This is a genomic window from Neoroseomonas oryzicola (assembly GCF_012163135.1).
In the GTDB taxonomy this organism is placed as follows: Bacteria; Pseudomonadota; Alphaproteobacteria; order Acetobacterales; family Acetobacteraceae; genus Neoroseomonas; species Neoroseomonas oryzicola.
In genome coordinates this window covers 286,252-304,983 of the sequence record NZ_JAAVUP010000003.1, presented here as the reverse complement: position 1 = coordinate 304,983, position 18,732 = coordinate 286,252, and the positions used below count along the sequence as shown (strand labels likewise).

The following is an 18,732-nucleotide window of genomic DNA, read 5'->3' as shown; positions in this document are numbered from 1 at the left end:
TTTCCGCGGCGCGCTAAGGCGCGATCGGCGGATCGGGATGCGCAGGACTAGCACATCGTCCAGGTTCGCCGCTCAACATTGGCAACATCAGGCGCTAGGCGCGCCGCGCCCGCGCAGCCGCTCGCCCATTGCCCGAACAGCCTCCGCGCGAGCCATCCGCTCAGTCTCCGCTCGCGCACTGAACTTCTTGTAGATTGCTGGGTTGATTAGCCAGGCGGAGGGCGGGCGTGCAGAATTGGCCTGGGGCTCGGGCGTAAGCCACCCCATGGCAACCAAGCTCTCCATCACATCCAGCAGTTCCCGCCGCTGTTCGGGAGCACGCAGCGGATGATAGGCCTGCACGATGTCGCGTAGCGCCAAGCGCCTCGACTCGCGCGACAGGATGTATCCTGCGATCCAGCGCGCGTCACCCGTCTGCGCAGTCGCGAACATCAGCGCCTCCGCCCTCAGCAGGTGAGGCAGTAGAACATCGCGCATAAGTGCCGCCACCCGCGCGGCGACATGCTCCCCGACCGTTAGATCGGGCTGCTGTGGCGGCTCATCATCGCGTTGACCATCGGCCGCATCGATCAGGTGGAACAGCAGCGTCAGCCTTGCAAACAGGCCGGGCCATTTTCCGAGAGCGGCCTTGAGTCGGGCAGACGTATCCGGCAACGCAGAGATGGAGCGCGCGAGGTCGTTGATATCGCCCCGATATCGATGGGCGGCCTCAGAAAGCTGCAGGACGACGGGTCCAGCCGGGGGTGCCTCGCACGGCGCGAAGCTCCAGGAGACCGGCATCGGCACAAGGCTGACCAGCGACTCAATCACTCGCTCATACCGCCCGATCGCTAGTCGATCAGGAGCCTGGTCGCGCCCCTCATCCTGCCGGGTCGCCACGCAGTAGATGAAGCGCTGCAGCAGCCCATCGTCGGCGGCCTCCTGCGCAATGCGCTGGATCGGGCCAGGTTGAATGCCACCGAGGACGCATGCAGACCAACTTGGCACAGCGAAACTCCCGCGACCAACACGGTCCACGACATAGCGGCCACCATTGTAGAGTCGGAGATACGCGCCCCGATCGCTGCCGCCTTTGCTGCCAGAACGATACCGATCGAAGCTTGCGATCCATTCGCTCATCTCATCCTGACGAATGAGGACGCGACCGGTGGGAACCTGGTGATGAGCCTGCTCATCGTCCCGAAGGACCTCAGAGAGGGCTTCGATGGTGGTGCCTTCAACCAGGTAACGCGAGCAACGCGGAGCCGGTCCCAGCGATCCTGGATCACCCCCCTCGTCCTTCAGGGTCTTGGCCGCGGTCTTGTAGCGGGCAATGGCGCTCGCGTGCTCCCGGCGAGCCTCCATCTCCAGGTGCTCAATCGGTCTGGTGCAGGCGGCGATCACGGGGGTCTTCAGAATGGAGGGATCCCCGACAATGGCCCCCCAGATGCGCGCAGCCTCTGTCCAGGTCTCGTCGTGGCGCTTCGGTTGAATGCGCCATCTCTCGTGGCTCACGCTGGAGCAGGTCACCAGAGCGGCCAGAGCCACTGCTGTCGGGTCCACGCCCATCCGCTCGGCGGTATCAAATACAAAGGCTCCTAGTGCCTCCGGCAAATGGCGCGGCCGGAGCCTCGGTGCACCGGTCAGCATGTCGTCCGACAGGAAATCGACGGGGTCCGGCCAGTCGCTGGTCTTCGCCGTCTCTGCGTCAATTTCGGCCCGCGCAGTGCGGACGGCGCGGGGAATGTCGTCATAGCGGGACTGCCAACGGCCTGGATGGGCCACATCGTCCTTGGTATCGCGGACCTCCGGCGGCACCCCCTCCATGAGGCCCCGAAGGGTCAGCACAGCCTGGGCGTCCAGCATGCCGCCTTTGAGATAGCGCATCGCCAGGGCCGTAATCGGCGCGTGGTAGTCGGTGCCGGTGACGATGGCGCGGATCAGCTCGGCAGTATCCCGCGCCTCGCCTTCGCTGGACGGCCCCGATCCTGCCTGCCCGGCTCGGCCCTGCCGCTGTCGCCGAGCCGCCCAGGCTTCGCGGAGGCGTTGCTCAGCGTCGCTGAGATCAAGCTCCGCCTCGGTCTCGGCCATGATGCGAACCAAGCGGGGCGTCGCCTTGCGATGCCAGGACCCGGGCCAGCGCATCGGATGGACCATGGGGGTGCTGGTACCGTCCGCGCCGACCAGTTCCTTCGCCATGCTGCGGCAGCTCTTGAGCTTCGCATGGTCCACCGTCTCGCGAGTCGGTTCAGTGAGGCGCCAGTGCAGATGGAGCTTGGGCTCCAACTCACCGGTCTCGGGATTGTGCCACTCGCCGCCGCTGGCGACGATGATCGTAGCCGGACCGAGCAAGCCTTCGAGCTTCATGCGCGCCTCGTCCGGGCGTTGGTCGCATTCGACGCTGAGGGCCAGGCCGTTCTCCAAGTCGGCCTCTGTCGCGCCGCGCGCGTTCGAGAAGGTCGCGATGGGCGGAGCGAACACAACCGGTCTGTCGGTGCCTGCCGCCCGGGTGGCGAAGTCCAAGGCCTCGTCGACCAATGGCGCGAGATCGGTCGAGAGCCGATGCGTCTGGATTCCGAACACCGCGTTGGCGTCGTCGTAGAATGCGCGCAGGGAGACGTAGGTTCCGTCGTCGGCATAGCGGAACAGCGCGGCGACGAAGCGACCGATCTGATCGCGGTCCGCCTGTCGAGGGCTGTCGGCGTTCATCGCGGGGGGGCGCTCTTATCGCCGGAGACTGCAGTTCCCTCTTCTGCCAGACGTCGGCGACGCAGCGCCTCCAGCAGCGCCAGGCCGAAGGTGCCGACCGATGGGCGCGTCGAGAGGGCGGATGCATCTGCCTCTCCATCAGTCCAGCGGCGGCGGAAATGCGGATTGCGGTCCGGGTTGGACATGGCCGCGGCGGTAGCGGCGTCCATCACGGCTCACCCCGCAGCTGGTTAGCCTCGAAGGCCTCGATGTCCTCCAGGCGGTAAACCACCCGCCCGCCGATCTTGAGATACCGGGGCCCCTGATGCAGCCAGCGCCAGCGTTCAAGCGTGCGCGGGCTGATCGTCCAGCGGTGAGCAAGTTCAACCTGGGTAAGGCGGATCGGCGGGAAATGAGTGGTCGTAGCCATGCGCGGCACCTCGCGGTCTGCAGTGATGCCACGCAGGTAGGCTGATCGATTGGGCGAAAATCTCCTGGCCGCAATTCAGTTGGACGCATTGGAATTTCGGCCAACGAGCGCCACAGAAAATGGGGAAATTCCGCCACTCTTGGCGCTTCTTGCGCCAGCGCTGGTTTATTGGCCGCTTTGCGATCGGCCGTCTTTTTCGGCCAGCACCCGTTCGTAGATCTTCGGCAGATGTTTACGAACGGTGCCATGTTCCGGGAACTGCTTGCCGCGCCAAAGGCGCGACGCTTCAACCCGCTTGATGAGTCGCGCTGCAAACTCGGTCGTCCTACCAGGGTGCGCGGGGGCGCCCTGCGGGAAGAGGACTTCCCAGAACTCGCGAAGGGCTTCCTCGATGATGGGCCCTACACCTTTCCTTCCGCGCTTCTGAGACGACGTGGCACCGGGCGAGGCCACCGGGGTATCACTGAACCCGTCGTCGTGCGTATCGGCGATGCTGTCGTGGACCGCACCTACATGAGTTCCGGGTCCGTGACTCACCGTGACGGCGACATACCTAGCGTCGTCGATGGTCACAGTGCCGCGCTGGAAGTCGAAGACGGAATCGGCCGCCCAGACGCCAGGCAGGATCTCAGGCTGCAGTTCACGGCGCGGCTTCGCCATGACGCCTTTCAGATGGAACTCCCCCCGAACCAGACGGGCGCGGAAATCATTCTCCAAACCACCCCACGCTGCCATGAACCTTGTGAAATCCGGCGCTCCCAGCATCCAGCGCTGATCCGACGGCTGCGCGAGATCCTGGGCCTTCGACAACAGCAGATGCGTGGTGAGCCCCGCCATCTCGAACGACGTATGCTGCCGCTCGTGACGGCACACCTCGCTCAACAGGGCGGGATCCGTCCACTCGCGAAGTGCCGCCGCCAGCGGGATGGAACCTGCTGCGTTGCGCGTCGCCCGCTGTCGCTCCTCGAGCGTCCCGGCGCTGGTCCGCGGTCCAGCCGTTACGTCTCGGTAGACGTCCGCGCGAAAAAGGACGGTGTCCCGCCGCGGATAGTACAGCAGTTCGTCAGCCCAGACCGCTGGCAGAGGCTCGGCATCGCGGCGAGCGAGCGGCCATTCCATTCGTCCCCAAAGCACGACTTCTCCCGAAGCTACCATCGTATTGAAGTGGACGAACAGCTGATACCAGGCGCGCTCGAGCGCTTGATACTGTGGGCCCACGCGATCGCGCCGTTTGTCTTTCGGGTGCAGCCGATAGTGAATCACCTCGGCAAGCCAATCGCGTTGATGCTGATCGCATTGGTCTGGGGTGAAGGGCACTGCTGCCGCCTCGACGGCACGCAGCAACTCGGGCTCGGACAAGGCGACGATGGCGTCCGCCAACGGCAGCGGCCCTTGGTGCGGTTTAGATCCCATGTCGGCGTTAGCATTGCCCCCGTCGCGGCGCTGCTTCTCGGGGTCTCCCGATGACCCAGTCGAGTCCGCCGCGTCCTGATGTGCTGCATCACCTCCCTCCACATCTCCGTGATGTGTGTCACATCCTGGCCCTGGGCCTGGTGCGGCTTCGTCGCCGCACTGCCGAGGAGTTCGACCGCGACCTCGGGGCCGGCGGCGAGACTTCGCTACGCTTCACCGCCCACCAGAGCGTGCATGCGGTCCCCTTGGAGAGGACTTCCGCATGACCCGCTACCGCAGCAGCGCCGACGCCATCGAGCCCGTGGCGCGTGCCATCCCGACCATCCCGAAGGACCAGGTCCTCGGCCGGCTCGCCTGGATCAAGACCGCGCCGATCGGCGAGCTCAAGGACGAATGGCGACGGCTCTACGGCAAGGAGCCGCCACCCTTCAGCCGCAGCTACATCACCAGCCGCCTCGCCTACCGGGTCCAGGAACTGGCCTATGGCGGCCTGAAGCCCGAGACGCGGGCACGGCTGGAGGCGCTGGGCGAACAGTTGGACGGCGGCAACGTCGTGCTGCGGCGGATCCGCGCCGACAGCCGGCCGCTGCCGGGTACCCGGCTGATCCGCGAGTACGACGGCGTGCAGCATGTCGTCACGGTCCGGCCCGACGACTTCGAGTACGAGGGCCGGCCATACCGGTCGCTGTCCGCCATCGCCCGGCACATCACCGGCACGCGCTGGAACGGCTGGGTGTTCTTCGGGCTGCGCCAGCCGGGCGGTGGCGCATGAGGCGGAAGGCACCCGCCGGCGAGGTCATGCCGGCAACCACCAGGAAGCTCCGCTGCGCGGTCTATACGCGAAAGTCCACCGACGAGGGCCTCGACAAGGAGTTCAACACCCTCGATGCGCAGCGCGAGGCCTGCGAGGCGTATATTGCCAGCCAGCGTGCCGAAGGCTGGACCCTCGTCAGGGACCGCTACGACGATGGCGGGTTCTCCGGCGGCACCCTGGAGCGCCCCGCGCTGAAGCGGCTCCTGGCCGACATCGAGCGGGGCCTGGTCGACGTCATCGTCGTCTACAAGATCGACCGCCTCTCCCGCTCGCTGATGGACTTCGCGAAGCTGGTCGAGACGATGGAGACGCACGGCGTGACCTTTGTTTCGGTCACGCAGTCCTTCAACACCACCACCAGCATGGGCCGGCTGACGCTGAACATCCTGCTGTCCTTCGCGCAGTTCGAGCGCGAGGTCATTGGAGAGCGGATCCGGGACAAGGTCGCGGCGTCCAAGGCGCGCGGCATGTGGATGGGCGGCAAGGTGCCGCTCGGCTACGATGTCGCGAACCGAAAGCTGGTCGTGAATGAGCCAGAGGCCGCGCGGGTGCGGCGCGTGTTCGAGCTCTTCGTCGAGACCGGCTCAGGCGTCGAGACGGTGCGCCGTCTGCAGGCCGAGGGCGTGACGGCCAAGTCTGGCCGGCCGCTCGACAAGGGCGACGTCTACAAGATCCTGAATCTGCGCACGTACATCGGCGAGGTCACGCACAAGGGGAACGTCTATCGCGGCGAGCACGAAGCGATTGTGCCGCGGGACCTGTGGGATCGGGCGCACGCCATCCTGCAGGCCAGCCCGCGCACCCGTGCCGCGCAAAACCAGCAGCACGCGCCCGCGCTCCTGAAGGGACTGATCTTTGGGATCGATGGCCGCGCAATGTCGCCGACGCACGCGGTGAAGAACGGTCGGCGCTACTGCTACTACGTCGCTCAGCGCGTGCTGAAGGCCGACACGGGCGTGGACGACAGCCTCGTGCGGCGCGTCTCGACCGCCCAAATCGAAGGTGCCGTGATCAGCCAGGTCCGCGCCCTGCTGCGCCAGCCTGAGATCGTGGTGGGCACGTGGCTAGCGGCGCGACGCGAGGCGCCGGACCTGACGGAGCGTGACGTACGCGATGCGCTGCATCGGCTCGATCCCCTATGGGATGAGCTGTTCCCGGCGGAGCAGGCGCGGATTGTTAGGGGGCTGGTGGAGCGGGTGGTGGTTGGGCCCGCCGGCGCCGATATCCGCCTCCGGGTGGAGGGGCTAGCAGGCCTCGTCCGAGACCTCACTGCCATCGCGCCCGCGGCGCTCAGGGCAGCGGCATGACCCAGGCGACCAGCATCACGGTCCAGGTGCCGCTGAGGATCCGGCGGCGGACGGGCCAGAAGACGGTGGTGATGCCGGCCCCGACCGCCGACGCAGGCACGGCCATCACCACACGCGCCGACCCGGCGCTGGTGAAGGCACTGGCCCGGGCGTTCCGGTACCAACGCCTCCTGGACGAAGGGCGCTACGCCTCGATCAGCGAGATGGCCGCGGCGGAGCGGGTCGAGCGTGGCTACCTCGGCACGCTGCTGCGCCTGACGCTGCTGGCACCAGATATTGTCCAGGCAATAGTGGACGGGCGACAACCGGGTGGCGGGACGCTGCCACGGCTGCTGGAGCCGTTGCCGGTGGTATGGGATGCCCAGCGAGAAGCGTTCGCAGCTAACTGAACTGGCCACCGCTGTCGTGGACAGCCGAGAAGGGCGGGAAGCTGACCTAGCGAAGCCTTAACAGCTTGGCCGAGACGCGAGATGTTCTCGACCTCGGCTTCCTGCGCCAGATCAAGACGCGCCCGTCTCAGGCGCGTTGCTCAATGTCCGGTAGTGAATAACTCCGCCAGATCGGCAGGACGGGCCGGCACCTCACCGGGTGGCGCGATCTGGCCGACCAGCAGCCGCGCCGGGGCGGCCTCGGCGTTGCGCAGCACCTGCATCGCAGCGCCGTCGAAGGAGCCTCCGGGCCCGTAGCGCCTTGGTTCGCCGTCACCCGTGTCGCGCGTGATCGTGCCTTCGAGGACAAGCAGCAGCGCTTCGCCGGGAATGGCGTGTGCCGCTGTCTCTGTGCCTGCGCCGATCTGCAGCGCGGTCAGGCGGAAGATGCGGCCATCGGGCAGGGCGACCAGCTCGAGCAACTCGGTCCGATGGGAGGACGGGGGCTCGGCAAGCGCTGAACCGCCGAGAAGCAGCGCCAACGCGACCAGCCCGAGCCGGCGCGGCCAGGTCCCCGCTGCTCCCCGCAGCGCGGCACCCGCCGCCCGCCAGACCCGCCGCTGCGCCAACCGCCGAAGCCGCGCCGCGCAGCGCCGGTGGTGGCCGAGGTTGAGCGCGCCATCTGCGTGCCGCCTGATCCTGAAGCTATCGGACATCGCCTAGCCTCCCAAGCCCCGGCACCGCGCCGCGACGTGGGCGACATCCTGCGCAGGCCCCAACCCGTCTGCTGTGAGACGCCCGCGATTTTCCCTTGAGACACGCCTGATTTTCGGCCCAGCCTGGGCCATGGGGATCCGGTTCGGCGATTGCGAACTCGACGAGGCACGGCGCGAGTTGCGCCGCGGCGGGGCGCTGGTGCCGGTCGAGCCGCAGGTCTTCGACCTTCTCGCCCACCTGATCCGCCATCGCGATCGCGTGGTCACGCGTGACGACATGATCGAGGGCGTCTGGGGCGGACGGATCGTCTCGGAATCCACGCTCTCCAGCCGCATCAATGCCGCCCGCCGCGCCATCGGCGACAGCGGCGAGGCGCAGGCGATGATCCGCACCATCGCCCGCCGCGGCCTGCGCTTCGTGGCCGATGTGACTGAATTGGCCCCGGACGCCGCCAGCCCCGTGCCCAACGCCGCGCCGCCGCGGCAGGAGGTGCGCTTCTGCCGCACCGGGGACGGCGTCACACTGGCCGTCGCCAGTTCCGGGAAGGGGCCGGTCCTGCTGCGCGCCGGCACCTGGCTGACGCATGTCGAGCATGATTGGACCAGCCCGCTCTTCGCGCCGTTGCTGCGCCGTTTCGCCGCGCGCCACCAGCTGGTGCGGTATGACATCCGGGGCTGCGGCCTATCGGACCACGATGTCGGCGACATCTCGTTCGAGGCTTTCCGCTGCGACCTCGAGGCGGTCGCGGCGACGATCGAGGCGCCGCAATTCGCGCTGGTCGCGTCGTCCCAAGGGGCGGCGCTGGCGATCGACTTCGCGGCACGCCACCCGGAGCGCGTGACGCACCTCGTGATCATCGGCGGCTTCGCCCGCGGCCGGCACCGGCGCGGCCAGCCAGCGGAGAAGGACAAGGCGCAGGCTATCCTGACGCTGATGCGCCAGGGCTGGGGCGACCCGCGTTCCGCCTTCATGCGGATGTTCAGCTCGATGTACGTGCCGAAGAGCTCGCCAGAGCAGCTTCATTGGTGGATCGACGCGCAGCGCGCTACGACGAGCGCCGAGGCCGCGGTGCGCATTCGCGAGGCCATCGACGAGATCGACGTGACCGACCTGTTGGCCTCCGTACGTGCGCCGACGCTGGTTCTGCACGGCCGCGGCGACAGCGTCGCACCCTTCGAGGAGGGGCGGCTGATCGCTGCCGGGATCCCAGGCGCGCGCTTCGTTGAGCTCGACAGCGACAACCATGTGGTGCTGGAGGGCGAGCCCGCATGGTCCCGCATGACTGCGGAGATCGAGACCTTCCTTACAGTCTGACTTGGGCGGAGAGCGATCCTTGAATGAGGCAACGACCTGTTCGGAAGCAGGCGCCGCCGGACGGGACGCGCTACGCAGGAATTCCCGCCGCGACCAGCGCGCCGATGAGCTTTTCTCGGAAGGCAGTGTCGCGATACTGACGGATCTGCACGCGGGCGGTGGGGAACAAGGCCAGCATCCGTGCCGCTGCCGCACGCGCCTCTTCCTCGCGCCCCAGCAGCCAGTTCGCGATGATCACGTAGCGGTGGCCGGGCGAGTGGTTCGGTGCGACCTGCACCGCCCGCTCCGCCCATTCAAGCGCGCTCGCGTAGTCTCCTAGTGCGACATGGACGGATGAGAGGCCCACGTGCGTTACTTCGATCGTGGGGTCGAGCGGGCTGAGCCGGAGCGCGCGCTGGAATGCCTCCAGCGCGACCCGCGGCTCGCTGTTGAAGTTGTAGACCCATCCGGCACAGGCGGCGACGACGGCCGAGTTCGGGTTCAGCAACTGAGCCCGCGCCGCTGCTGCCCGAGCGGTGGAATGATCGGCGCCATAGACGGCGAGAGCGTGGGCCGCCAGGGCAAGGGCGAGCGGATCGTCCCGGCCGCTCGCAACCGCCTCGCGCGCATACCGGGCGCCTTCCTCCTGGATCGCGTCGTCGGCCCAGGAGTTCACCGTCATGAAGGCCGTCATGCGCGCCAACTGCGCCTTGCCGAGCGCAAATTCGGGATCGAGTTGGACGGCCGCGCGGAGCAGGCGCAGCGCCTTCTCGTTGCCTTCCCTCGTCAGCGTGCGCTGCCAGTACAGGCCCTGGAGCAGCAGGTCATAGGCACTCAGGCTGCCGGTCGGCTTGGCCTGCGCGCGCCGGATCTCCGCGTGCTGCAGGCTCGGCTCGATGGCGCCCGCGACGGCCTCGGCGACCCGGTCCTGCAGTTCGAAGATGTCGTCGAGCGTGCCGTCGAACCGTTCGGCCCAGAGCTGGTGGCCGGTCTCGGCATCGATGAGCTGGCAGGCGATGCGCACCCTGCCCGCCGCGCGGCGGACGCTGCCCTCCAGCACGTAGCGCACGCCGAGGTCGCGCCCGACCTGGCGCGGATCCACGGCCCTGCCCTTGTAGGTGAAGCTGGAGTTGCGGGCGATGACGTAGAACCAGCGCGCGCGGGAAAGCTGGGTTATCAGTTCGTCGGCGATGCCGTCGGAGAAGTACTCCTGCTCGGCGTCGCTGCTGAGATTGGCGAAGGGCAGCACCGCGAGCGCCGGGCGATCGAGCGGTGCCATGGCCGGCGACGGCGCCGGGGCGGAGTCGGCCGGCGGCGGCGCCGGGTCCGCCGTTGTCTCCAGCAGGTAGCCGCGGCGAGGGACCGAGCGCAGCACCTGCCCGGCCTCGTCGCCGATGGCGCGCCGCGCCGTGCGCACCGCCTGGACGAGGCTATCCTCGGTGACGTTCACGCCGTGCCAGATGGCGTCGAGCAGCGCGTCCTTGCTGAGCGTCCGCCCAGGGTTGCGGGCCAGCATGACGAGCAGGTCGAAGGGCTTGGGGGCCAGCGCGATCTCGGCGCCGTCGGCGCCGCGCAGGCAGCCGCGCGCGGTATCCAACGTCACGCCGCCGATCCGCAGGGCCGGTCCGCTGCTCGCCTCGCCCATGGCGCTCCGGGTGGTTCAGTGCGTCATCACCAAAGCATACGCCGGGCATCGGCGCGACATCGGCGTGCGCTCAGGACGTGGGCGGGTGGTCGGGGCGATGGTTGGGTCCACGGAAGGCAGCCCGCCGACCGGACGGACCCAGGAGTTCCCGATGAGCCTGCACCTCGCCGACGCCTGCCTCGCGACACCGACCGAAACCGCCGGCCTGCCCGTCCTGCGGCGGGCGGCGATGCGCCTGCTCGGATTGGCCGGGATGCTGCGGCCGGCTGCGCTGTTGCGCGCGATGACCCCTTCGGCGCGGCTGTCGGCGCCGGATCTGCGCGATGCGGGTATCCGCGCCGATCAGATCGGCCAGGCGCCGATCTGGGGCCATGGCGGGATCATGTGGCGGCCGTGAGCGAGCGCGATGCTGTGCGCAGGGGGGCAAACCTGTTCGGGACAGGAGCGGTCCTGCTCGCACGAAGGACCGCGTCGGGTCGAAGGCTGCGGTGAAACAACGAGCCGCGAAGGTCTGCTTCTTCCCGGTCAGCGTCCGAAAGCCGCCTGTCTGCTCTCGGCCAGATCCGGCCAGTCAGCTTTGCGCCCACCTCGGGCCTGCCGCGGCTGGGGGAGCTTTCCCAGAAGCGGACATTGGCAACATCAGGCTGCACCCATTCAGCTGGTCGGTCAGGCGCGCACGCCCTAATTGCCGACAGAATTTTAGCAGCACGTATCTCGCAGATGTTTCTTTGTCGCCCGATACCCTCTCTGCAGTGCCGCCACGCGTCGACGTTCGACCTCCTGCGCTATCCGGTCTTTGGTCAGCCCGAACGCCGCCAGCTCCCCGCTCAGCTTCTGGAAGTGCGCCCAGCGGTCGGCGTCGAGGAGGCCCTCGTCCAGCGCGCCGCGGACCGCACAGCCGGGTTCGGTGGTGTGCCCGCAGTCGCGAAACCGGCAATTCCGAGCCAGCTGTTCTATATTGTCGAAGACCGTGCTGAGACCCTCATCCGCGTCAATCAGCCCCACTTCGCGGATGCCGGGCGTGTCGAGGAGTAGCCCTCCGCCAGGGAGCAAGATGAGCTGGCGATGGCTGGTGGTGTGGCGCCCCCGGGAATCCGCCGCGCGGACGTCCTGGGTTGCCATCCGCTCTTCACCCAGCAGGGCATTCACAAGTGTGGATTACCCGACGCCCGATGAGCCGATCAGCACACAGGTCTCGCCCGGCTTGATGTGATCCATCAGGGCGCGCAGTCCGAGCCCCTCACGCACCGAAACGATGAGCACCGAGCAGCCCGCCGCCAGGGTTGAGATCTCCGCGGCCTGGGCCTCGGGTCGCTCGCACAGGTCGGCCTTGGTCAGTACCACCACGGGCCGCGCGCCGCTCTGCCAGGCAGCCGCGAGAAAGCGCTCAAGCCGACGCGGATTGAGGTTAGCGTTCATCGAGGTGACGACGAAAACGACGTCGATGTTGGCGGCGATGACCTGCAGTGTCTGCACACTGTCGGCCGCCCGACGCACGAAGGCCGTGCGGCGAGGCAGGACGGCGTGGATGGTGGCTGTACCTTCGGTGGCGTTCGCAGAAACAGCCACCCAGTCGCCGGCGGCCGGATGGCTCGCCTCCCGGGCCTCGTGACGCATGCGCCCGGAGAGCTTGGCGCTCAGGGTGCCGACATCCGTGGCCACCAGGTTCGCCAGCCGCTGTTGGACGATGATGCGCCCAGGGATGTAGCCGGCTCGGGCATGCAGCTCGAATGCCAGCCGCAGCGCATCTGACCAGCCATACTGCTCGATCAAAAACGGTACCTTTACATGGGGTGGGGAGCCTAGCACCGACCAAGTGGTAAGCTGCCCCTTTTGTCGGTCCCGATCAGGCACACGCGGAAGTGCCCGTCCGATCTACCCGCACTCTGAGCAAGACATCAGTCCACGCTTCTCCCGTGCTGGCTCGATGGCATAGCCGCAGCGCATGCAGTTCGCGCGGTCGTCGGAGGCGTCGAACGGATCAGCGATGCGTCTCGCTGACTTGCGCGTCCGCGGACGGCTTGCCTCTACGGCGGACACGGCCGCAGCCACCGGCGCTTCGTCACGAACCGGCGTGGTTACCTCGACTGCAACCGCTGTCGGCTCCCACATTGGCATCACATGCTTGACCGGCTCTGCCCTCGCGGGCGTCTCTGAATCAACCATGGCCGGAAGCTGCGCCAGAGGTCTGGCGGGAAACCCGTGCTCCCACGTCGCGGCGCGATCGGTGAACGTCAAACGCCGGGGCTGACCCTTGCCCGTCGGTGTGCCACTCGATCGTACGTGCACGACTTCGACGGCCCGGCTGCCCATGGCGCTGCCCCTGCGCGGGATGCTCAGCGTCTCGCGTCGATCGGAGGCGACGGGCTTGTCGTCCTTGAAGCGGGCGAAGACGTGGTCTTTGTCGTCCATGGACGTCCAGTAATGCGGAGGTGTGGCGGCTCGTTGGCGCCGCAGTGAACCTTGATGTGCGATCAACGATTCGCAGAAATGAAAGATTGCTCGGGCGATCGGATTGCTGAAACTCAGCAGGGGCCGCTCAAAAAGGCGACTTGATTTCAACAGCTTAAGCTTGAGGGTAAGATCGGCCTACCCTCAAGGTTTGGAGACTCTTCGCTCTCTCCGGCCCGAATTTCGCGGTAGTTGCGCCTTCGAACCATCAAGGTCCAGGCGCAAACCCCGGCCAAACCTGCGCCTCGGCGCGGTCAGTCCGAAGGGAGAGACAGGTTGTACGAGAGACGATTGGAGCGGGCGAAGGGATTCGAACCCTCGACCCCGACCTTGGCAAGGTCGTGCTCTACCCCTGAGCTACGCCCGCGCTCCGTGCGGAGGCCGGGCTTCTACCATGGTCTTCCGGGATTGCAAGCCACCCCGGGGCGGATTTTCCGCAACCCCTCGACAGCCCAGGAAATCCCGCGCGATCCTGCCGCCAACGGCCCTCGCCGGGAGGACAACGACCATGAACCGCCGCCATCTGCTGGGCCTCACGGCCGGCGCCCTCGCCCTGCCCGCGCTGCGCGGCGCGAAAGCCCAGTCCCTCGACCGGCCGGTGCGCATCATCGTCCCCTTCGCCCCGGGCGGGACCTCGGACATCCTCGCCCGGCTGCTGGCCCCGGACCTCACGCGCGGCTTCGGCCAGAACGTCGTGGTGGAAAACCGCACCGGCGCGGGCGGCAACATCGGCGCCGACGTCGTGGCGAAATCGCCCCCGGACGGCCACACCCTGCTGCTGATCGACGTCTCGACGCTGGCGACCGCGCCTTCGCTCTACACGCGCCTGCCCTTCGACCTGAAGCGCGACCTCGCCCCGGTGACCATGCTGATCTACGCGCCCTACATCCTCGCGGTGCACCCGTCGGTCCCGGCGCGCAACGCCGCGGAACTCGTCGCCTACGCCCGCGCCAACCCGCAGCGCCTGAATGTCGGCCACGCCGGCATCGGCGTCGGCAACCACCTCACCGGGCTGCTGGTCACGCAGCATTGGGGCGCGGACCTCACCCAGGTGCCCTATCGCGGCGGCGCGGCGGCGCTGACCGCCGTCGCGGCCGGCGAATCCCAGATGATCATCAACGGCGCGACCGCGACCGCCCCCTTCTGCAAGCAGGGCACGCTGCGCGCCATCGCCGTCACCGGCCCCGCCCGCCTGTCGGACTTCCCCGACGTTCCGACCTTCCAGGAACTCGGCTGGCCGGCGGCGGACAGCGGCACCTGGCAGGGCATCCTCGCCCAGGGCGGCACCCCCGCGCCGATGGTCAGCCGCCTCGCGGCCGAGATCCGCACCGCCATGGCCGTCCCCGCCACGGCCGAGCGCATCACCGCCCTCGGCGCCGTGAACCGCGTGCAAGGCCCCGACAGCTTCCGGACGTGGCTCGACAACGAGATCGAGGTATGGGGGCGGGTCGTCCGCGCCAACAACATCAAACTGGACTGAATGCCCGAGACACCAGAAGGCCTGCTCGCCCGCCTCGCCGCCGCCGGCATCGCCGCCGAGACCCGCCACCACCCGCCCGTCTTCACGGTCGCGGAAAGCCGGGACCTGCGCGGTGAACTGCCCGGCGGCCACACCAAGAACCTGTTCCTCAGGCCCGCCAAGGGCGACGGCCCCTTCCTCCTCGCGACGCTCGAGGAGGAACGCCAGGTCTCGGTCAACGCCCTCGCGCGCATGGCCAACGCCGGCAAGGTCCGGATGGCGAGCGCCGAGGAACTCATCGCCACCCTCGGCGTCCCGCCCGGCTCGGTCACGCCCCTGGGCCTGGTCAATGCGCGCCCGGACCAGGTCCGCTTCGTCATGGACCGCCACCTGGTCGACGGCTTCGACCGCATCTGGGTCCACCCGCTGACGAACGCGGCCAGCACCGGCCTCGCGCCGGCGGACCTGCTCCGCTTCCTGGCGGGGCTCGGGCACGAGGCGATGCTGCTGGACTTCCCCGAAGGCGCCTGAGAGCGGCCTTCGACCGGCCCGCGCTGCCCTCGGCGGCATCGTTCCATCGTCGGCCGGCGGGGGCACAGGCCGGTGCCGGACCTCCGGATGCGCCACTCGGCGCATTCTCAAACGGGGCCTGAACCCCCTACACGGCTTGCTTCGCGGCCCGGACGGCGCATCTATGCGCCAAGACCTGAGGAATGCCTGCCATGGACGTCATCTTCGACCCCGCCCGCCAGGGCGCGCCCCCCGCCGCCGAGGGCGTGATCAAGGACGGCGACCAGAAGACCTTCATGCAGGACGTGGTCGAGGCCTCCCGCCAGGTCCCCGTCCTGGTGGACTTCTGGGCGACCTGGTGCGGCCCCTGCAAGCAGCTCACCCCCGCGATCGAGAAGGTGGTGAACGCCGCCGGCGGCCGCGTGCGCCTGGTCAAGATCGACATCGACAAGAACCGCCAGCTGGTCGCGCAGCTGACGCAGATGGGCCTGCCGCTGCAGTCCGTGCCCACCGTCGTCGCCTTCTGGCAGGGCCAGATCCTCGACCTCTTCCAGGGTGCCCTGCCGGAATCCGAGGTGAAGCGCTTCGTCGAGGGCCTGCTCAAGGCCGCCGGCGGCCAGATGCCCGGCGCCGACCTGCTGGCCGAGGCCGAGGCCGCCGTCGCCCAGGGCGACCACGCCGCCGCGCTCGAGCTGTTCGGCGCCCTGTCCCAGCAGGAACCCGAGAACGCCAAGGCGCTCGCCGGCGTCGCCCGCGCCCTGCTCGCGCTGAACGAGGAAGACCAGGCGCTCGCGATCCTCGACAGCGCGCCCGCCAAGATCAAGGACGCCCCCGAGGTCGCCGCCGCCCGCAGCGCCATCGAGCTCGAGGTCGAAGGCCGCCGCGCGCGCGCCATGCTCTCCCAGTTCGAGGAGCGCATCGCCGCCAACGCCGACGACCACGAGGCACGCATCGAGCTCGCCGTCGCGCTCAACGCCGCGGGCAACCGCGACGGCGCCGTCGACGCGCTGATCGAGGCGATCCGCCGCGACCGCGCCTGGAACGAGGAAGCCGCCCGCAAGCAGCTGCTGAAGTTCTTCGAGGCCTGGGGCTTCGAGGACCCGGCCACCAAGGCCGGCCGGCGCAAGCTCTCGACCCTCCTGTTCCGCTGAGAGGCCCATGGCCCCCTTCCACCCGCGGATGGCAGACCTGCCGGAGGAGATCGCGGTCTTCCCGCTCCCCGGCGCGCTGCTGCTGCCGCAGGGGAAGCTGCCGCTGAACATCTTCGAGCCGCGCTACCTCGCCATGACGCTCGACGCGCTGGCGAACGGGCGCATGTTCGGCATGATCCAGCCCGACCCGCGCCTGAAGCGCGGCGAGGCCGGGCCGGGGCTCTACCGCATCGGCTGCCTCGGCCGCCTCTCCTCCTTCAGCGAGACGGATGACGGGCGGCTGCTCATCACGCTGACCGGCCTCGCGCGCTTCCGCGTGATCGAGGAGCTACCCCTGGACGAGGGCGGCTATCGCCGCGTCCGGGCGGACTACACCGGCTTCGCGCGCGATCTCGACCTCGGCGCGCCGCCGCCCACGATCGACCGCGCGGAGCTGCTCGGCGCGCTGAAGCCCTATTTCCGCGCCCGCGGCATCGATGCGAACTGGGAGGCGATCGAGCAGATGTCCGACGCCACGCTGGTCACCACCCTCGCCATGGTCTGCCCCTTCGAGGTGCCGGAGAAGCAGGCGCTGCTCGAGGCGCCGGACCCGGCCGACCAGGCGGACATCCTCGTCGCGCTGATGCGCATGGGGGCGGCGGCGAACGCCCCGTCCGAGGGACGGCCCAGCTAGACGCACGCGGAGAGGGGCGCCGCCCGTCTCCGCACTTCACCCGGGCTTCCCCTGCGGCCCCCCCGCAAGGGAGCCCAAGCCAAGGGCCGAAGGGCCGTTGGAAACCACGACCGAAGGACACGACGATGAGTGAAGCACAGCCGGCGGGCGGGGCCGTCGATCCGAAGCTGCTCGAGATCCTGGTCTGCCCCGTGACCAAAGGGCCGCTGCGCTACGACCGGGAAAAGGGCGAGCTGGTCAGCGAACGCGCCGGCCTCGCCTACCCGATCCGCGACGGCATCCCGATCATGCTGCCGGACGAGGCGCGCAAGCTCGCCGACTGATGTCCGCGCCCACCGAGATCCGCCTCAAGCGCGCCGAGCAGGTGCTGGAAGTCGCCTGGCCCGACGGCGCGCGCTTCCGCCTGCCGGCGGAATACCTGCGCGTCGAAAGCCCCAGCGCCGAGGTGCAGGGCCATTCGCCCGACCAGAAGGTGATCGTCGCCGGCCGCCGCCACGTCGGCATCATGCGCATCGAACCCGTGGGCAACTACGCGGTGCGCATCGTCTTCGACGACCTGCACGACACCGGCATCTTCTCCTGGGACTACCTGCGCAGGCTGGGCCAGGATCAGGACGCGCGCTGGGCGACGTATCTCGCCGAACTCGGCGCGCGGGGACTGTCGCGGGATCCGCCGAAGCGGACGTGACGACGGGGGGAGAAGGGAACTTCTCCCCCCGAACCCCCCTCAACCTTCTTTGGCACCTGGCGCCTGAACGCTGCGGGCGGCGCCGAAAGGACGAAGAACGGAGGGGGGAGGTTCACCTCCCCCCGAACATCCTCGCGATCGCGGCCGGGTCCACATCCTCGACCCGCGCCGGCTGCCACTTCGGCGCGCCGTCCTTGTCCACCAGCACCGAGCGCACGCCCTCCACGAAGTCCGGATGCTCGTGCACCACCACGCGGGTCAGCGCGAGCTCCATCGCGAGGCACCCCGCCAAATCCTCCTTCGCGCCGCGGCGCAGCAGTTCCAGCGACACGCACATCGAGGTCGGCGACATCCGCCGCAGGATCTTCGCCTGCGCCGCCGCCCATTCCGTGCCCTCCGCATCAAGTGCCGCGAGGATCGCGGGCACGCTGTCCTGGCCGAAGCAGCGGTCGATGGCCTCGCGATGCGGCGCGAAGGACGCCTCGGGCGGCGTCACGGCGAAGCGCGCCAGCGCATCCACACCCTCGGCCACCAGCGCCGCGCGCAGGTCGTGCAGCCGCTCGCGCGGGACGAAATGCGTCGCGAGCCCGGCATGGACCGCATCCGCCCCGGTCAGCCGCGCGCCGGTCAGCGCCAGCCAGGTCCCGACCGCACCCGGCAGCCGCGGCAGCACGTAGGACGTCCCGACATCGGGGAACAGCGCGATCGCCGTCTCGGGCATCGCGATCAGCGCGTGCTCGGTCACCACCTGCGGACCCTGGTGGACCGACACGCCGATGCCGCCCCCCATGCAGACGCCGTCGATCAGGCTGACCCAGGGCTTGGGGAAGGACGCGATGCCGGCATTGACCTCGTACTCCTCGGAGAAGAAGGCCTCGACCGTCGCGCGGTCGCCGGCCATGGCCGCGGTGCGCAGCGCGCGCACGTCGCCGCCGGCGCAGAAGGCCCGCCCGCCCGCGCCTTCCAGCACGACCAGCTTCACCGCGGCATCGTCCCGCCAGGCCGCGATGGCGGCGGAAAAGGCGCGAATCATCGCCTGGTCCAGCGCGTTCAGCGCCTTCGGCCGGTTCATGAGCAGCGTGCCGGCCACCCCTTCCTTCGTGACGACCAGGCTGGGTTCGGCGGTCTCGCTCATCGGCGCGTCTC

At 68.8% G+C, this 18,732-nt stretch carries 18 protein-coding genes, 1 tRNA gene and 1 pseudogene; 11 read left to right on the top strand and 9 right to left on the bottom strand.

Annotated elements, in window-relative coordinates; genetic code table 11:
- Positions 1–87: 87 nt before the first annotated feature.
- From GWK15_RS12990 to GWK15_RS12980, 3 genes are all read right to left on the bottom strand, one after another.
- The gene (locus GWK15_RS12990; protein ID WP_168041756.1) at positions 88–2,688 is read right to left on the bottom strand and encodes a DUF3987 domain-containing protein; all 2,601 of its coding nucleotides are present in this window, start codon (positions 2,686–2,688) and stop codon (positions 88–90) included.
- A 208-nt stretch (positions 2,689–2,896) separates the two neighbouring features.
- On the bottom strand, positions 2,897–3,097 hold the full coding sequence (locus tag GWK15_RS12985; RefSeq protein WP_168041755.1) for a helix-turn-helix transcriptional regulator: 201 nt from the start codon (positions 3,095–3,097) through the stop codon (positions 2,897–2,899).
- Positions 3,098–3,262: 165 nt separating this feature from the next.
- Positions 3,263–4,477, bottom strand: a complete 1,215-nt coding sequence (locus GWK15_RS12980; protein WP_168041754.1) for a hypothetical protein — start codon at positions 4,475–4,477, stop codon at positions 3,263–3,265.
- Between the two features lie 295 nt (positions 4,478–4,772).
- On the opposite strand from GWK15_RS12980, the gene GWK15_RS12975 reads away from it, so the two are divergent.
- The 3 genes from GWK15_RS12975 to GWK15_RS12965 are packed head-to-tail and all read left to right on the top strand — an operon-like array spanning position 4,773 to position 7,020.
- Positions 4,773–5,282: a DUF2924 domain-containing protein gene (locus GWK15_RS12975; protein ID WP_168041753.1), complete on the top strand. Its 510-nt coding sequence runs from the start codon at positions 4,773–4,775 to the stop codon at positions 5,280–5,282.
- 26 nt (positions 5,283–5,308) lie between these two features.
- On the top strand, positions 5,309–6,631 hold the full coding sequence (locus GWK15_RS12970) for a recombinase family protein (protein WP_168041752.1): 1,323 nt from the start codon (positions 5,309–5,311) through the stop codon (positions 6,629–6,631).
- Positions 6,628–7,020, top strand: coding sequence for a hypothetical protein (locus tag GWK15_RS12965; protein WP_168041751.1), 393 nt, complete (start codon positions 6,628–6,630; stop codon positions 7,018–7,020). The genes GWK15_RS12970 and GWK15_RS12965 overlap by 4 nt, the downstream gene beginning before the upstream one ends.
- 140 nt (positions 7,021–7,160) lie before the next feature.
- Here GWK15_RS12965 and GWK15_RS12960 read toward each other — a convergent pair whose 3' ends face one another.
- A complete protein-coding gene (locus GWK15_RS12960; protein WP_168041750.1) occupies positions 7,161–7,715 on the bottom strand; it encodes a cupin domain-containing protein in 555 nt (184 codons plus the stop codon).
- 130 nt (positions 7,716–7,845) lie between these two features.
- Between GWK15_RS12960 and GWK15_RS12955 the strand changes: the two genes are divergently transcribed.
- The gene (locus GWK15_RS12955) at positions 7,846–9,030 is read left to right on the top strand and encodes an alpha/beta fold hydrolase (RefSeq protein ID WP_168041749.1); all 1,185 of its coding nucleotides are present in this window, start codon (positions 7,846–7,848) and stop codon (positions 9,028–9,030) included.
- Between the two features lie 70 nt (positions 9,031–9,100).
- On the opposite strand, the gene GWK15_RS12950 is transcribed toward GWK15_RS12955, so the two are convergent.
- Positions 9,101–10,654 carry a winged helix-turn-helix domain-containing protein gene (locus GWK15_RS12950; RefSeq protein WP_168041748.1) on the bottom strand — a complete coding sequence of 518 codons (1,554 nt, stop codon included), beginning with the start codon at positions 10,652–10,654 and terminating at the stop codon, positions 9,101–9,103.
- On the opposite strand from GWK15_RS12950, the gene GWK15_RS12945 reads away from it, so the two are divergent.
- Positions 10,653–11,051, top strand: coding sequence for a hypothetical protein (locus GWK15_RS12945; protein WP_168041747.1), 399 nt, complete (start codon positions 10,653–10,655; stop codon positions 11,049–11,051). The two genes, GWK15_RS12950 and GWK15_RS12945, sit on opposite strands and share 2 nt — an antisense overlap.
- A 302-nt stretch (positions 11,052–11,353) precedes the next feature.
- Here GWK15_RS12945 and rsgA read toward each other — a convergent pair.
- The 3 genes and pseudogenes from rsgA to GWK15_RS12930 all read right to left on the bottom strand — a co-directional run bounded on the left by rsgA (position 11,354) and on the right by GWK15_RS12930 (position 13,472).
- A pseudogene (gene rsgA, locus GWK15_RS25970) lies at positions 11,354–12,271 on the bottom strand (ribosome small subunit-dependent GTPase A).
- A gap of 258 nt (positions 12,272–12,529) precedes the next feature.
- Positions 12,530–13,066: a hypothetical protein gene (locus GWK15_RS12935; protein ID WP_168041746.1), complete on the bottom strand. Its 537-nt coding sequence runs from the start codon at positions 13,064–13,066 to the stop codon at positions 12,530–12,532.
- 331 nt (positions 13,067–13,397) lie between these two features.
- Positions 13,398–13,472 (bottom strand) — tRNA-Gly (locus GWK15_RS12930).
- 141 nt (positions 13,473–13,613) lie between these two features.
- On the opposite strand from GWK15_RS12930, the gene GWK15_RS12925 reads away from it, so the two are divergent.
- The 6 genes from GWK15_RS12925 to GWK15_RS12900 all read left to right on the top strand — a co-directional run bounded on the left by GWK15_RS12925 (position 13,614) and on the right by GWK15_RS12900 (position 17,586).
- Complete coding sequence (locus GWK15_RS12925) at positions 13,614–14,585, top strand: Bug family tripartite tricarboxylate transporter substrate binding protein (RefSeq protein ID WP_168041745.1); 972 nt, start codon at positions 13,614–13,616, stop codon at positions 14,583–14,585.
- Positions 14,586–15,095, top strand: a complete 510-nt coding sequence (locus tag GWK15_RS12920; protein WP_168041744.1) for a prolyl-tRNA synthetase associated domain-containing protein — start codon at positions 14,586–14,588, stop codon at positions 15,093–15,095. It abuts the gene before it with no gap.
- 191 nt (positions 15,096–15,286) lie between these two features.
- Positions 15,287–16,225, top strand: a complete 939-nt coding sequence (locus tag GWK15_RS12915) for a tetratricopeptide repeat protein (protein WP_168041743.1) — start codon at positions 15,287–15,289, stop codon at positions 16,223–16,225.
- 7 nt (positions 16,226–16,232) lie between these two features.
- Positions 16,233–16,898: an LON peptidase substrate-binding domain-containing protein gene (locus tag GWK15_RS12910; protein WP_168041742.1), complete on the top strand. Its 666-nt coding sequence runs from the start codon at positions 16,233–16,235 to the stop codon at positions 16,896–16,898.
- A 125-nt stretch (positions 16,899–17,023) separates the two neighbouring features.
- Entirely contained in the window at positions 17,024–17,221 is a 198-nt protein-coding gene (locus tag GWK15_RS12905; RefSeq protein ID WP_168041741.1) for a Trm112 family protein, read from the top strand.
- Positions 17,221–17,586: a gamma-butyrobetaine hydroxylase-like domain-containing protein gene (locus tag GWK15_RS12900; RefSeq protein ID WP_168041740.1), complete on the top strand. Its 366-nt coding sequence runs from the start codon at positions 17,221–17,223 to the stop codon at positions 17,584–17,586. The genes GWK15_RS12905 and GWK15_RS12900 overlap by 1 nt, the downstream gene beginning before the upstream one ends.
- Before the next feature lie 112 nt (positions 17,587–17,698).
- Here the strand turns inward: GWK15_RS12900 and GWK15_RS12895 are convergent, their stop codons facing one another.
- Positions 17,699–18,721 (bottom strand): enoyl-CoA hydratase/isomerase family protein, encoded by a 1,023-nt coding sequence (locus GWK15_RS12895; RefSeq protein ID WP_168041739.1) that lies wholly within the window; start codon positions 18,719–18,721, stop codon positions 17,699–17,701.
- Between the last annotated feature and the right edge of the window lie 11 nt (positions 18,722–18,732).

Excerpts from the sequence above, each read along its gene's own strand:
- GWK15_RS12960 (WP_168041750.1), bottom strand. The coding sequence starts at position 7,715 with ATGTCCGATAGCTTCAGGATCAGGCGGCACGCAGATGGCGCGCTCAAC.
- GWK15_RS12950 (WP_168041748.1), bottom strand. The coding sequence starts at position 10,654 with ATGGGCGAGGCGAGCAGCGGACCGGCCCTGCGGATCGGCGGCGTGACG.
- GWK15_RS12900 (WP_168041740.1), top strand. The coding sequence starts at position 17,221 with ATGTCCGCGCCCACCGAGATCCGCCTCAAGCGCGCCGAGCAGGTGCTG.
- GWK15_RS12985 (WP_168041755.1), bottom strand. The coding sequence starts at position 3,097 with ATGGCTACGACCACTCATTTCCCGCCGATCCGCCTTACCCAGGTTGAA.
- GWK15_RS12905 (WP_168041741.1), top strand. The coding sequence starts at position 17,024 with ATGAGTGAAGCACAGCCGGCGGGCGGGGCCGTCGATCCGAAGCTGCTC.
- GWK15_RS12955 (WP_168041749.1), top strand. The coding sequence starts at position 7,846 with ATGGGGATCCGGTTCGGCGATTGCGAACTCGACGAGGCACGGCGCGAG.
- GWK15_RS12925 (WP_168041745.1), top strand. The coding sequence starts at position 13,614 with ATGAACCGCCGCCATCTGCTGGGCCTCACGGCCGGCGCCCTCGCCCTG.
- GWK15_RS12965 (WP_168041751.1), top strand. The coding sequence starts at position 6,628 with ATGACCCAGGCGACCAGCATCACGGTCCAGGTGCCGCTGAGGATCCGG.
- GWK15_RS12920 (WP_168041744.1), top strand. The coding sequence starts at position 14,586 with ATGCCCGAGACACCAGAAGGCCTGCTCGCCCGCCTCGCCGCCGCCGGC.
- GWK15_RS12970 (WP_168041752.1), top strand. The coding sequence starts at position 5,309 with ATGCCGGCAACCACCAGGAAGCTCCGCTGCGCGGTCTATACGCGAAAG.
- GWK15_RS12915 (WP_168041743.1), top strand. The coding sequence starts at position 15,287 with ATGGACGTCATCTTCGACCCCGCCCGCCAGGGCGCGCCCCCCGCCGCC.
- GWK15_RS12895 (WP_168041739.1), bottom strand. The coding sequence starts at position 18,721 with ATGAGCGAGACCGCCGAACCCAGCCTGGTCGTCACGAAGGAAGGGGTG.
- GWK15_RS12975 (WP_168041753.1), top strand. The coding sequence starts at position 4,773 with ATGACCCGCTACCGCAGCAGCGCCGACGCCATCGAGCCCGTGGCGCGT.
- GWK15_RS12945 (WP_168041747.1), top strand. The coding sequence starts at position 10,653 with ATGGCGCTCCGGGTGGTTCAGTGCGTCATCACCAAAGCATACGCCGGG.
- GWK15_RS12990 (WP_168041756.1), bottom strand. The coding sequence starts at position 2,688 with ATGAACGCCGACAGCCCTCGACAGGCGGACCGCGATCAGATCGGTCGC.
- GWK15_RS12935 (WP_168041746.1), bottom strand. The coding sequence starts at position 13,066 with ATGGACGACAAAGACCACGTCTTCGCCCGCTTCAAGGACGACAAGCCC.
- GWK15_RS12910 (WP_168041742.1), top strand. The coding sequence starts at position 16,233 with ATGGCCCCCTTCCACCCGCGGATGGCAGACCTGCCGGAGGAGATCGCG.